A 12,090-nucleotide genomic window follows, 5' to 3' on the forward strand; every position below is an offset into this window, starting at 1 on the left:
ATCGCCCCCACCCGCGGCCGGGCCACCCTGGTCGTCCGCAAGGGACCGGACCACAAGGTGCAGCAGCGGCCTGCAGGCCGCGCCGGGACGTGGCACACCGGCTCAGTCGGCCAGGTGCCTCAGGCTTCGCCGCTGGTGGACGATGATGTAGCCGAGCAGGGTGTAGCCGGCCAGGTGCCCCGCGGAACGGGCGAGCCTGTGGCGCGGGGCGTCGTGGAACCGGTGATGGTGCTCGGGTTCGCGGGAGACCGGCTTGGTGCCGGCGATCAGCGCGAGAGCGTCCCGCAGCAGGTGTTCGAGATCGGTGCCCGGCTCGCGGAACCAGCCGTGGTCCTTCGACTCCTTCGCCCGGGATCGCGCGGTGTCGTGCATGGTGTGCTTCCTCCTGTCGTCCTGGTCGGACGGCCGGCGAAGAGAGCGGGCCGGTCCCACGGTGTGTTCCCGGGGAACCGGCCCTGGTGCAGCCCTCTCGCCGACCGGGTGTCAGCCGGTGATGTAGAGGTCGTCCTGGACGTCGTAGACGCCCGGGGCCATCCAGGCGGCCGCTATCACCGCGTCGTGCTCCGCCCAGGTGCGGACATGGCCGGTGAGGACGACCGTGTTCTCGTTGGTGGTGATGCCGACGTCGCTGTCGTCGAGGATCAGCGCGTTGCGGTCCAGCGCGTCCTGGACCAGCAGGGTGACGTCGACCGGGTCGGCGTCGTCGGCGATGTCGATCTTGTTCTTGACGTTGCGCACGCCGGTGAGCCCGGAGACCGCGTCTTCGGCGGCCCCGCGCTCGGAGCCGTACCGGACGATGCCCGTCAGCGTCAGATTGCCGTCGTTGGCGGTCGCCTCGACGCCCAGCGGCACGGCGATGTTCATCAGGAGCACGTTGTTCGCCGTCGCGGCCAGCGTCGCGTCGTCGCGGTAGTGCTCGGGCGGCAGCACCACCTCCAGGTGGTTGTGAACCTTGGTCACACCCGCGACGCGCCGCGCCGCGTCGGCGGCCTCCACGTACTGCAGGTAGCTCGGGACGGTGCCGGTGAGCCTCACCTCGCCGTTCAGGTTGTGGACGGTGATGTCCGTCGCGTCCACGAACGGGTCGAAGGCGAGTTCCGCGTCGACCGCCTGGTGGATGTCCTTGGTCTTACCCATCGGGGGATCCTTCCGTTCCGGGTGAGGGCCGCGCATTTCTGCGCCGTCATCAGTTCACCGCGAAACCCCGGTGTCCGTGAAAGCGATCCCGACGATACTGGTATTGGTCGGCTCTATGGATTTCGTGTTCCGCGGTTGCGGTTGGGACTCCGGCTCAGACGGCGATGTTTTCCGCGGTGTCGAAAAGCATCTGCTGCACTTCACGGGGCAGGTCCGCGCTCCACACCAGACCGGCGGTGGCGGAAAGCCGGGACCGCTCGACGCGGACGGGCACCATCTGGTGGCACGCGGCGTCGGTCGCCGGCCGTGCCTCGCTCCCCACGCGGTGGCACGGGCCCGTCAGGACGGCGCTGGGCCGGCTCCCGGTCGCGGCGAAGGCCAGCGTCATGGGCAGCGACTGTCTGAACGGCGGGTCGGTGAAGTCGAAGCGCGGGTTGCCGGTCCGCAGCACGGTGCGCCATGCGTCGTACGTTCCGGGATCGAGGCGGCGCGGCCCGTGGATGATGTCCATGCGGGCGAGATCGTCGAGGCCGATGCCTCCGTGCGCGGCCGCCGGGTGCTGTTCCGGGACCCAGACCTCGGGTTCGAAGACCCCGATCTCCATGACGTCGAGAGGGTCCGGCAGCGTGCGGTCGGCCGGGCTCATCCAGCCCAGAGCGGCGTCGGCCCGCCGGTCGAGGATCGAGGAGAACTCCGCGTCCAGCGCCGTCTCCAGCCACGTCACGTCGACATCGGCGGCGGCGGAGCGCAGTCTGGAGACGGCTTCCGCGGCGAGCGTGGACGGCAGGTGCGGCTGGACGATGAAGCGCAGGCGGGACCGGCCGAGACCGGCCGCCCGCCGGGTCCTGCTCACTCCGTGATCGACCAGGGAGAGGACGGCCCGGGATTCCTCCAGCAGTACGATGCCGGCCTCGGTCAGCCGTACGCCTTCCCGCCGTCGTTGCAGCAGCGGTGTGCCGACGAATTCCTCCAGGCGCCGAATCTGCTGACTCAGTGTCGGCTGCCCTACATACATGCGTTCCGCGGCATGAGTAAAGGTGCCCGCCTCGGCAACCGCCACGAAATAGCGCAGATGGCGGAGTTCGATGCCCTGGGGCGCCGAATCCTCGGAATCGAGCAAGAAATCCGATCCGTTCTCGGCTGTTTCCATGCGGTCACATCCGGCGACTTGTGAGAAGCGGACTCCTGTCATGGTGCCGGAAGCCGGGGCGCCGGGCTTGCGTCATCCGACTGCCGCGGTGTCTTCACCGCCGCGGTCGCCGGATCATGTTCCGCCGCGGTACATCGTCACCACCGCGGTGGGCAGGCTGAGTTGCTGCGCTATCTCGTCGTCGGTCAGCCGCAGCGCGGCCAGCTCGGTGATCTGTGCGAACCGGGCTGCGCACGCGTCGGGCCAGACGAGCGGGGCTCCGGCCGCCCGCAGTTCGAGCCGCGCCTCGTCGCCCCACGGGAGCGCGCCGATCCGGTCGAAGGCGGACTGCGCCGAGAGCAGCAGCGACCGTGCCTGGTCGAGCCGCCCCAGGCGGCGCGACCAGGAGCCGTAGGCCAGCTCGATCTTCGCGCGGGCGTACGGCCAGCTCGACAGGTCCTTCCGCAACGCCGCCAGGTAGAAGTCCTCGGCGTCCTCGTCGGCGGCCAGGACAGCGCGGGCGTACGACAGGTGGACGTGCAGGATCGGTGACGGCGTCTCCTGTGCCAGGAGTTCCAGATCGGCCACCACGGTGCGGGCGTCCTCGCGGTGGCCGGCGCGTACAGCCGCGTCCGCCAGGAACATCAGGCTGGTGAACCTCTCCCGCTGGTGGAAGCTCGGATCCTCCGGATCGAACGCCCGCCGCAGCATCCGGTACGCGTCCCGGTTCCGGCCTTCCGCCAGGTACGCGGCCCCGCGGGCGAGTTGAACGCAGGACAGCAGGTCGTTCAGGAGGCGGCGGGCCGCTTCCATTTCGGCCTCGGCGGACAGCCGCAGCGCCTCCTGTGTGTCGCCGAGGAGCGCCTTCAGGACGGAGTCGCACACCAGCGTCCCGGTCCGCCACACCGGCTGCCCGGTCTCCACGGCCAGCCGCTCGCCCTCCTCGGCCGCGGCGGCCGCCCGCACGAGGTCCCCGAGCACCAGGTGGATCATCACCTGCATGGACAGCACCTGGGACAGCAGACCCAGACGGCCTTGCTCGCGCAACGTCATCTCGGAGTGCACGAGCAGTTCGGCCGCCAGGGCCTCGTGCCCCACCGCGTGCGCCGCCATGCCCAGGACCCGCAGGACGTCGGCGTCGTCGCCGGGGTCCGCCGCGTTGAGCGCGTCCATGACCTGCCGGGCACGCAGTACCGGTTCCGCCACCGCCAGGGTCGCGACGCAGCGCGGGTCGTCCGCGGCCTCGGGCAGCTGGTCGACACAGTCGGCCACACGCTCCCGGGCGGCCGGCCCGGTGTCGGCCCACCAACAGCGCAGGGCCGCCCCCAACAACAGGTTGAGCGCCAGATCGGCATCGGCCGCGGCGGCGGACCGCAGGGCGATGTCGCACAGCTCGCTGACACGGACGGCGTCGCCGGGGATGCCGTCGTCGAAGATCTCGCGGAGCCATTCCATGCGAGCCCGGTCCAGGTCGGTCAGATCGGTCCTAGCCGCCGACTGGAGCAACGCGTTGACCATGTCGCCACGGCCCAGTCCGAAGGCGTGCTCGGCGGCCATCAGCAGCCGGTGTCCGCGCCGCGCCGACCAGCTCGTCAGCTGTGCCGACCGCTCCAGATCGGTGATCGCCGCTATCACCGCGCCCCGGCGCAGGGCCTGGGCGGCGTTGGCCTCGAGATCGTCGGCGATCCGGTCGTCCGGGCCCACGATCGACTGGGCCCGGTGCCAGGTCCGCCGGTAGGGATCGGCCATGACATCGGCCAGCGCGCTGTGGGCCGACTGGTGCCGGGCCAGGGTTTCGGCCTGGAGGACGCCCGACCGCATCAGGGGATGCAGGAAGGCGACGCGGCCGTCCCGCACGGTCACCAGCCCGACCGCCTGCGCCGGGGCGAACACCTCGGGGGTGACCTCGTCCGAGCGCAGGACCGAGACCGCCGCGATGATTTCGGTGAGCTCGTCGGTCGGATCGACGGCCGTGACGAGCAAGGCGTCCCGGGTCGCCGAGGGCAGCTCGGCACCGCGCCCCGCGAACGCGTGCTCCAGCCGGTCGGACAGGCTCAGCGGACGCAGGCCGGCGTCCGCGACGAGCCGGGCGCCGCCGCCCGGCCGCAGAGCCGTCATGGCGACCGGCAACTCCCGCAGCGCCAGCGGATTACCGCGTGCCTCGTCCCGGATGCGCCGCCACTCGGCCGGACCCAGCCCGGGGGCGTGATCCGCCAGGATCCGCGCCGCCGCGTCGTCGTCCACGCCGCCGACGTCCAGCTGCGGAAAACGGGCGTTGAGGAACGGGCCCGTGTGGCCCGTGCGCATCACAGCGATGATCACTACTGCTCCGGTCACGCGCCGCGCGACGAACGTCAGCACCTCGTGCGACTGCGGATCCAGCCACTGCACGTCGTCGGCCAGGACCAGCACCGGCTCGTCCTCCGCCACGGCCGCCAGCAGGTTGACGACCGCCATGGAGATCAGGAACGGCTCCGGCGGCGGGCCCTCGGCCAGCCCGAACGCCGCCGACAGGGCATCGCTCTCGTTCCGCGGAAGCAGCGAGACCCGGTCGAGGACCGGACGGACCATCTGGTGCAGTCCCGCGAACGGGAAACCTGCCTCCGCCTCCACGCCGACCAGCCGAAGTATCCGGAAGCCCCGGTCCCGCCCCTGGGACTCCGCCTCGTTGAGCAGCGACGACTTGCCGATGCCCGGATCCCCGAGTATCAGCAGCACCTCGCTCCGCGGCGGCGTACGGTCGAGGAGCCCCGTCAGCACCGCGATCTCCCGCCGCCTTCCGACCAGCATCGCCGTACCCATGGCTTCCTTCCGACGACCCCTCAGTGCGGCCACGGTAAGCACCCGGCGCGGTCGGCGGCTTGGGTCATCCGACTGATCCCGGGTGCTCATCCGGTGCTGCGGCGCGGGGCTGGTCTCAGCCGTCGGTCACGGCCGTCTCCGGCCGCTCCAGCACGGACCCCAGCTCACCGCGCGACCTGATTCCGAGCTTGGGGAAGACCCGGTAGAGATGAGCCGCGATCGTACGGGGCGACAGGTGCAGTCGTTCCGCCATCTCCCGGTTGGAGAGCCCTTCCGCGGCCAGGCCGGCGATCAGTTTCTCCCGCGGCGACAACAGGTCCACGACGGACGGGAGCGGGCCGTCGGCTCCCTGAGTGCCACTGTGCCCGGCCCAGTCGCAGGCCCCGACGAGTTCGAACGTGGTCCGCGCCGCGAGCAGCATCGGGCGCGCCTCGGCGGACTGGCGCCGGCGCCGCAGCCACAGTCCGTACGCCTGTTCCGTCCGGGCCTTGACGAGCGGCCAGCGGGCCAAATCCTGGCCCAACGCCGCCATGTACAGCTCCTCGGCCGCGGACTCGGGAGCGAGCACGGCCCGTGCGTACGGCAGTTGGACGTGCAGCAGCGGGGCGGGGGTGATGCGCGCGACCTCCTCGAGCTCCGCGAGCACGTCCGCGGCGTCACGGCGGGCGCCGCTGCGGTCCGCCGCCGTGGCGAACGGCATCAGCGCGGTGAAGCTCTGCCACGTCAGACGCTCACGGGGCTGGTCGAACAGCGGCCTCAGCTCGTCGTACGCCTCGGTGTACTGCCCGGCACCGAGCCGTGCGTGGCCGCGGGCCAGCCGCAGCCCCGGGACCAGATCGGCGCGCTCCCATGCGGCCACGGTGTCGGCCAGCTCCAATGCCCGCTCCTTTTCCCCGCGCAGCCCGGCGGCGACCGCGTCCAAGCCGGTCAGCGCGGCGATGGAGCCCGGCTGCCGGGTCTCGGCGACGATCCGGCGCGCTTCGTCGGCGAGGGTCGCCGCACGCGGCCAGTCCCCCAGCAGCAGCAGGTCGGCGGCCTGGGTGAGGAGCACGGCCGACAGCAGGCCGAGCCGGCCCTGATCGCGGAAGACCGGTTCCGCCCGGCCGAGCAGGTCGACCGCGCGGATCGGGTCGCCGATCGCGTGCGCGGCCATACCGAGCAGCCGCAGCCCGTCCGCGTCGGGGAGAGCCGACACCGCCGCGGTCGACGGCAGCCGGCCGGCCACCGCCCGGCCGCGGAGCACGGGTTCGGTCAGCGCGAGAGCCGCGATGTGGCGTGGGTCGCCCGTGGCCGTCAGCCGGTCGGCGGCCGCGACGATGCCGGCTCGCCGGGCGGAGCCGGCATCCGCCCCCTGTGCCCGCAGCGCCGCACTCAGCAGCAGGTCGAGAGCCAGGCCGGGATCGCCGGCCGTGGGCTCGGTGATGTCGAGCGCGCGCGCCGGGACCGGCTCCGCCTGCGGGCCTGCCTCGGAGATGTCGCGCAGCCACCCGGCCTTCGCCCGGTCCGTGCCGCCGAGCTGCTGGCGTTCGGCCTCGTCGATCAGAGCGTGGGTCAGGCGTGTGCGGCCGAGGCCGTACGCGTGCTCGGCCGCACCCAGCAACCGGTGTCCCCGGGTGGCCGAGTCCGTGGTCAGCTGCGCCGATCGCTGGAGCGCCCAGATGGCCGCCACGACTCCGTGACTCCGGAGCAGGGGAACGTGGGCATCCGCCAGTTCGTCCGCCAGTTCGTCGTCGGGGCCGTTGACGGACTGGGCACGATGCCATGTGCACCGGTCCGGATGGTCGGCCAGCACCTGCGCCAGAGCGGCATGGGCGGCTCGCCGCCTGGCCGGGGCCTCGGCATCCAGCACCGCGAACCGGACCACTGGATGAAGGAAGTGGACCTTCGTCCCGTCGAGCCGTATCAAACGGGCTGCGACCGCGCTGTCGAGGGCGTCCACCGGCACCGGCCGACGGGTCAGAACGGAGGCGGCCGCCAGGACTTCCGAGAGTTCTCCCGTGTGGGTGACGGCCGCGATCACCAGGGCGTCCCGCGCCTGGTCCGGCAGTGCGCCGAGCCCGCCCGCGAACGCCGTGGTCAGGGCGGAGTTCACCGGCAGGTGGGCCCATGCGCCTGGAGGGCCGGCCGGGTGCCATGCCGCGGGGAGTTCCACCAGCGCGAGCGGGTTGCCGAGTGCCTCCCCGAGCATGCGCTCGCGCACGGCGGCGGGAAGCGCGGCCGCACGGCGGGCGAGCAGCCGCCGCGCCGAGGCTTCGTCCAGCACCGGCACGTCCAGCACCGGCATGCCCGGAAGAGTCCATCCGCTGCGGAGGGCCGCGAGGATGACGACCGGGTCGTGATCGGCCCGGCGCGCCATGAAGGCCAGTACTTCCTGGGAGGGCCTGTCGAACCACTGCACGTCGTCGGCGATCAGCACCACGGGCCGCTCGGCCGCCCTCGCGGCGATGAGGTTCAGCGCGGCCAGCGCCACCCTGAACGTCTCCGGCGGCGGCGCCGACCCGGTCTCGAACGCCGACCGCAGGGCCCTGTCCTGTCCCGCGGGCAGTGAGCCCGCCGAGCCGAGCACCGGTTGCAGGAGTTCACGCAGGCCGCTGAAGGGTGCGCCACCGGCGCGCCCCGCCGCCCCGATCACCTGCCATCCCGTGGACCGGGCATGGTCGGCGGCGGCCCGCAGCAACGCGGACTTGCCGACGCCGGGGCGGCCCTGAAGCGCCAACGCGCCACCGGAACCGGGCAGCCTCCCGGTCAGTTCCCGCAGGATCCTCAACTCTCCGTCGCGTCCAAGGAGTTCGGCCTCGTGCATGCGTCCCCCCAGTCTTCCCGGTACGCTCCGCCCTTCTCCAGGAATCGTAGAAGTTCTTCAGCGGCGGGCCTTGAGTCAAATGACTGCCGGAGCATGCCCGTACTCCGACGTGAACGCCGAGGCGTCGTCGCCGGCGATGCTGCCCGGCGACGTTCGTCCCGCTTCTGCACGCGGCCGGCCTCGGCCACTGCCCGAGGCGGCGCTCAGCCGACGTGGACGCGAGGGCGCTTCGCCCGGTCGGGCTCCGCCTCGCGGAGGACCTCGCGGGTGACGGTGGCGACCTCGCCCTGGCCGAAGAGGAAGAAGCGCAGGAAGTTGGCGAAGGGGTTGCCCTCGGACCATTCGAAGTACATGTGCGGGCGTCGGCCGCTCAGATCGCGGACGTGCAGGAGGAACGCGGCCAGGGCGTTGGGGACGGCGGAGTGCTCCACGGTCAGCACGCGGTAGCGGCCGTGCAGGACGTCGCCGCGTACGGTCAGGTACGCCTCGAACTCCGAGGGGTCCGGAACGGTGACCTCGACGAAGATCAGGTCGTCTTCCGGCGGGACCTCGTTGTCGGCCCTGATCTGCTGGATCTTGTCCCGGTACTCGGCGGCGTCGCGTTCGTCGGGCTCGTTGGCGATGAAACGGATGGTGCGGTGCGACGTGTCGCGGACGAAGCGTTCCGCCATCGGGTCCAACGACACGCCGGTGACCCGCAGTTCGAAGGCGCGGGCCAGCCGGGAGGCCAGGGAGAGGATCATGATGCCCGCGATGAAGCAGGCGCCGATCTTGACGCCGTCGGGCCGCTCGACGACGTTGACGACGGTGGTGTAGACAAACACCACCGAGATCACGGCGAACGCGACGGTCCGGTTGCGCTGTCCGGCCCGGTGGGCCGCGATGGTCACCGCGACGGCCGCGGAGCAGATGAGCACGAGCACGCCGGTGGCGTAGGCGCCGCCCTGGGCGTCGACGTCGGCGTCGAAGATCCAGGTGACCAGGAACGCCACCAGGATGAAGACGATGACCATGGGCCGCACCGCGCGGGCCCAGTGCGGAGCCATTCCGTAGCGGGGGAGGTACTGCGGCATCAGGTTGAGCAGTCCCGCCAGGGCGGAGGCGCCGGCGAACCAGAGGATCGCGATGGTGGCGACGTCGTAGACGGTGCCGAAGGCGCTGCCGAGATGGTCGTGCGCCATATACGCCAGCGCCCGTCCGTTGGCGGCGCCGCCGGGCTGGAACTCCTCGGCCGGGATGAGCAGGGTGGTGATGAAGCTGGAGGCGATCAGGAACCCGCTCATGATGAGCGCGGCCGTGGTGAGGAGCTTCTTGGCGCCGCGGATCCTGCCGCTCGGCCGCTCCTCGGTGTCGCCCGGGTCGCCCTCGACGTGCGGCATGACCGCGACGCCGGTCTCGAACCCGGACAGGCCGAGTGCGAGCTTGGGGAAGACGATCAGCGCCACGCCGATCATGGCCGGGACGTTGCCGTGTTCCGCCGTGAGCGCCGTGGTCCAGTCGGTGATCACGTGCTCTTCGGTCGCCAGCTGCCACAGGCCGGTGACCATGATGACCGCGTTCAGCGTCAGATAGACGCCGACCAGGGCGACGGCGACACCGATCGCCTCCAGGAACCCCTTGAGGAACACCGCCCCGAGCAGCGCGATGAGCAGCAGCGTGACGAGCATCTGCCGGCCGTGCAGCCAGTGCGGCGCATGCGGGTTCTCCAGCAGATGGACGGAGGAGTCCGCCGCGGACAGGGTGATCGTGATGAGGAAGTCGGTCGCGGCGAAGCCGAGCAGCGTCAGGACGAACAGCTTGCCCTTCCAGAAGGGCAGCAGCCGCTCCAGCATGGCGATCGAGCCCTGACCGTGCGGGCTCTCCTCGGCCACCCGGCGGTAGACGGGAAGCGCGCCAGCCAGGGTGACCAGGACCAGCACGATGGTCGCCACGGGCGACAGCAGCCCCGCGGCGAGGGCGGCGATGCCGGGCTGGTAGCCGAGGGTTGAGAAATAGTCGACGCCGGTGAGGCACATCACCCGCCACCAGGGCTGCCCCTGGTGGGCGCTGCGCTTCTCCGCCTGCGGCCCCGTCTGCTGCCTGGCCATGTCCGACAGGCCTTCCAGGAGCCATGCGTGAAGTCGATTCGTACGAGTGGGGGCGGGCGCGGACATCACGAGCTCCTGGCGGGTGAGGGACAGGTCCAGCCCGTCGGGGAGGACGGCGCCTCTGTCCGAACGGGGTCAAGACTGCGTGAGCCTCAGGACGGCGGCCGGGTCCATGGCGCGCCGGTGGCGGACAGACGCCGGGTCACCGCCGTGGTGAGCGCCAGGAGCAGCAGGGCAAGGCCCAGGACGAGCACGAGATGTCCGTGCAGCAGGAGCGCCGCGCCGACCAGGGCGCCGACCAGCATGGCCAGCACGGACAGGATCCGCCGGCCCTGGCGCGGCGCCGCGTCGGGCCCCGGGACCGAGTCCGCGGCCAGCCCCGTCAGCGTCAGCGTCAGCACGGTCGTGGTGAGGTCGGGGACGGCGAGGCGGCGCGCCACCGCGTTCTGCAGTCCCATGGCGAGCCCGAGGGCCATGATCAGCGTGTACTTGACGGCGGTGGTGACCTCGCCGTCCGTGGCCGCCGTGACGGCGACGGTGACGGCGACCAGGAGCGTCTGCGCGCCGGTGGTCGCCGTCAGCAGGCGTCCGCGGTTCGCGGCGTACCGGCCTCCCAGCCTGCCGCCGGCCAGTGCGCCGAGGAGGAACGCCGCCAGCGCGACGACGGAGGCGAGCGCGGACAGGCTGGGGGCGCCCGCCAGCGCGAAACCGAGGAACACCACGTTTCCGGTCATGTTGGCGACGAAGACGTGCCCCAGCCCCAGATAGCTCACCGCGTCGACCAGCCCGGTGACCACGGTCAGCGTCAGCAGGAGCGGAGGCAGCGGGCCGTGGCGGTCCCCCGTCGGCGGCGCGAGCGTGCGGGCGGCGTCAGTCAGCAGCCTGCGCATGGGACACCCCCTCCGGTGCGGTGGCTTCCTGGTGCAGTACCAGGCGGGTCAGCAGTCCGCTCGCGGGGCCGGTCACGATCGCCGCGAGGGCGACCCACACCGGCCACGGTGTGAGGCCCAGCACGTGGTCGAGGGACCAGCGACCGGGCCCGGTGAGGGCCAGCGCGGCGCAGACGGCGACAAGGACCAGCGGGTACTCGTAGCCGTCGTGCTGCACCCACAGGCCATGGGGCCGTTTCACGGTGGCCGCGACCGTCATCACGCCCATGGCGGCCATCGCGGCCGGCGGTGTGAGCAGGCCCGCCGCCAGGAACAGGCCGGAGCCGAGCTGGCTGACGCCCGCGACGAGCGCGGTCAGCCGACCACCGCGGAACCCGTCGCGGCGGAACTCCTCGGTCCCGCCCGCCAAGCCGTTGCCCCCGAGCCGGAAGCTCACCTTCTGTACCCCGTGGCCGGCGATGAGCAGCCCCACCACCAGCCGGAGCACCAACAGTCCGGCGTCCATCGCGCCCTGCCCGTCCCTGACGTCCGCGTGTCCCGGTCAGCCGGCGGCGTGGGCGCCGAAGACGGCCTGCGCGTAGACGATGCCGAGGCCGTACGCCCCGCCGTTCTCCTTCACCACGTCCGTCACCGCGCCGTACGTCTCGGTGCGGGCCCAGTCCCGCTGCAGCTCCAGCAGCACCTGCAGCCAGGTGACCGGGACGGCCCCGGCGCGCACCATGCGCTGGATCGCGTGCTCGTGGGCCTGCGGGCTGACGCCGCCGGACGCGTCGGTGACCACGTAGACCTCGTAGCCCTGGGCGAGTGCGGAGAGCACCGGCAGGACGACGCAGACCTCGGTCCACAGCCCGGCCATGACGAGCTTCTTGCGGCCGGTCGCCTTGACGGCCGCGACGAAGGAGACGTCCTCCCAGGCGTTCATCGTGGTGCGGTCGATGATCTTCTGGTCGGGGAAGACCGCCGGCAGCTGCGGCATGATCGGGCCGGAGAAGGACTCGGCGGCCACCGTGCTCAGCACGACCGGCACGTCGAACGCCTTGGCGGACTTGGCCAGCCCCACCGTGGCGTTGATGATGGCGGTGCGGTCGCCGCTTCCGGTGCCGAAGAACATCTGCGGCTGGTGGTCCACGAACAGCACCGCGCAGTTGTCGGGGGTGAGCAGGTCGGGGCTGGGAGCCGCGGTGACCTCGGCGATATCTACCATGAGGGTGGACCTTTCTGGGTGGGGAGCCGGTGATCGGT

Annotated in this window: 9 protein-coding genes; all 9 read right to left on the reverse strand. The window is 71.9% G+C overall.

Annotated features, from left to right (window positions below; all coding sequences use genetic code 11):
* Nucleotides 1-102: 102 nt before the first annotated feature.
* The gene (locus tag AB0D74_RS31550; RefSeq protein ID WP_362594571.1) at nucleotides 103-372 is read right to left on the reverse strand and encodes a hypothetical protein; all 270 of its coding nucleotides are present in this window, start codon (nucleotides 370-372) and stop codon (nucleotides 103-105) included.
* Nucleotides 373-483: 111 nt separating this feature from the next.
* Nucleotides 484-1,137: a BON domain-containing protein gene (locus AB0D74_RS31555; RefSeq protein ID WP_362594573.1), complete on the reverse strand. Its 654-nt coding sequence runs from the start codon at nucleotides 1,135-1,137 to the stop codon at nucleotides 484-486.
* A 154-nt stretch (nucleotides 1,138-1,291) separates the two neighbouring features.
* The gene (locus tag AB0D74_RS31560; RefSeq protein WP_362594575.1) at nucleotides 1,292-2,257 is read right to left on the reverse strand and encodes a LysR family transcriptional regulator; all 966 of its coding nucleotides are present in this window, start codon (nucleotides 2,255-2,257) and stop codon (nucleotides 1,292-1,294) included.
* Nucleotides 2,258-2,401: 144 nt separating this feature from the next.
* The gene (locus AB0D74_RS31565; RefSeq protein WP_362594577.1) at nucleotides 2,402-5,068 is read right to left on the reverse strand and encodes an ATP-binding protein; all 2,667 of its coding nucleotides are present in this window, start codon (nucleotides 5,066-5,068) and stop codon (nucleotides 2,402-2,404) included.
* A 115-nt stretch (nucleotides 5,069-5,183) separates the two neighbouring features.
* The gene (locus AB0D74_RS31570) at nucleotides 5,184-7,871 is read right to left on the reverse strand and encodes a LuxR family transcriptional regulator (RefSeq protein ID WP_362594579.1); all 2,688 of its coding nucleotides are present in this window, start codon (nucleotides 7,869-7,871) and stop codon (nucleotides 5,184-5,186) included.
* Between the two features lie 203 nt (nucleotides 7,872-8,074).
* Nucleotides 8,075-10,024 carry an amino acid transporter gene (locus AB0D74_RS31575; protein ID WP_362594581.1) on the reverse strand — a complete coding sequence of 650 codons (1,950 nt, stop codon included), beginning with the start codon at nucleotides 10,022-10,024 and terminating at the stop codon, nucleotides 8,075-8,077.
* Between the two features lie 86 nt (nucleotides 10,025-10,110).
* Nucleotides 10,111-10,848, reverse strand: a complete 738-nt coding sequence (locus tag AB0D74_RS31580; protein ID WP_362594582.1) for a DUF1275 family protein — start codon at nucleotides 10,846-10,848, stop codon at nucleotides 10,111-10,113.
* Complete coding sequence (locus AB0D74_RS31585; RefSeq protein WP_362594583.1) at nucleotides 10,829-11,353, reverse strand: DoxX family protein; 525 nt, start codon at nucleotides 11,351-11,353, stop codon at nucleotides 10,829-10,831. The genes AB0D74_RS31580 and AB0D74_RS31585 overlap by 20 nt, the downstream gene beginning before the upstream one ends.
* A 36-nt stretch (nucleotides 11,354-11,389) precedes the next feature.
* Entirely contained in the window at nucleotides 11,390-12,052 is a 663-nt protein-coding gene (locus AB0D74_RS31590; RefSeq protein ID WP_362594585.1) for a hydrolase, read from the reverse strand.
* Nucleotides 12,053-12,090 lie beyond the last annotated feature (38 nt).

The sequence above is a fragment of the Streptomyces sp. NPDC048278 genome, assembly GCF_040652195.1.
GTDB lineage: Bacteria > Actinomycetota > Actinomycetes > Streptomycetales > Streptomycetaceae > Streptomyces.

Bases quoted from the DNA above. Each gene is read 5' to 3' on its own strand.
- AB0D74_RS31580 (WP_362594582.1), bottom strand. From the start codon at position 10,848: ATGCGCAGGCTGCTGACTGACGCCGCCCGCACGCTCGCGCCGCCGACG.
- AB0D74_RS31585 (WP_362594583.1), bottom strand. From the start codon at position 11,353: ATGGACGCCGGACTGTTGGTGCTCCGGCTGGTGGTGGGGCTGCTCATC.
- AB0D74_RS31550 (WP_362594571.1), bottom strand. From the start codon at position 372: ATGCACGACACCGCGCGATCCCGGGCGAAGGAGTCGAAGGACCACGGC.
- AB0D74_RS31575 (WP_362594581.1), bottom strand. From the start codon at position 10,024: ATGTCCGCGCCCGCCCCCACTCGTACGAATCGACTTCACGCATGGCTC.
- AB0D74_RS31570 (WP_362594579.1), bottom strand. From the start codon at position 7,871: ATGCACGAGGCCGAACTCCTTGGACGCGACGGAGAGTTGAGGATCCTG.
- AB0D74_RS31565 (WP_362594577.1), bottom strand. From the start codon at position 5,068: ATGGGTACGGCGATGCTGGTCGGAAGGCGGCGGGAGATCGCGGTGCTG.
- AB0D74_RS31590 (WP_362594585.1), bottom strand. From the start codon at position 12,052: ATGGTAGATATCGCCGAGGTCACCGCGGCTCCCAGCCCCGACCTGCTC.
- AB0D74_RS31555 (WP_362594573.1), bottom strand. From the start codon at position 1,137: ATGGGTAAGACCAAGGACATCCACCAGGCGGTCGACGCGGAACTCGCC.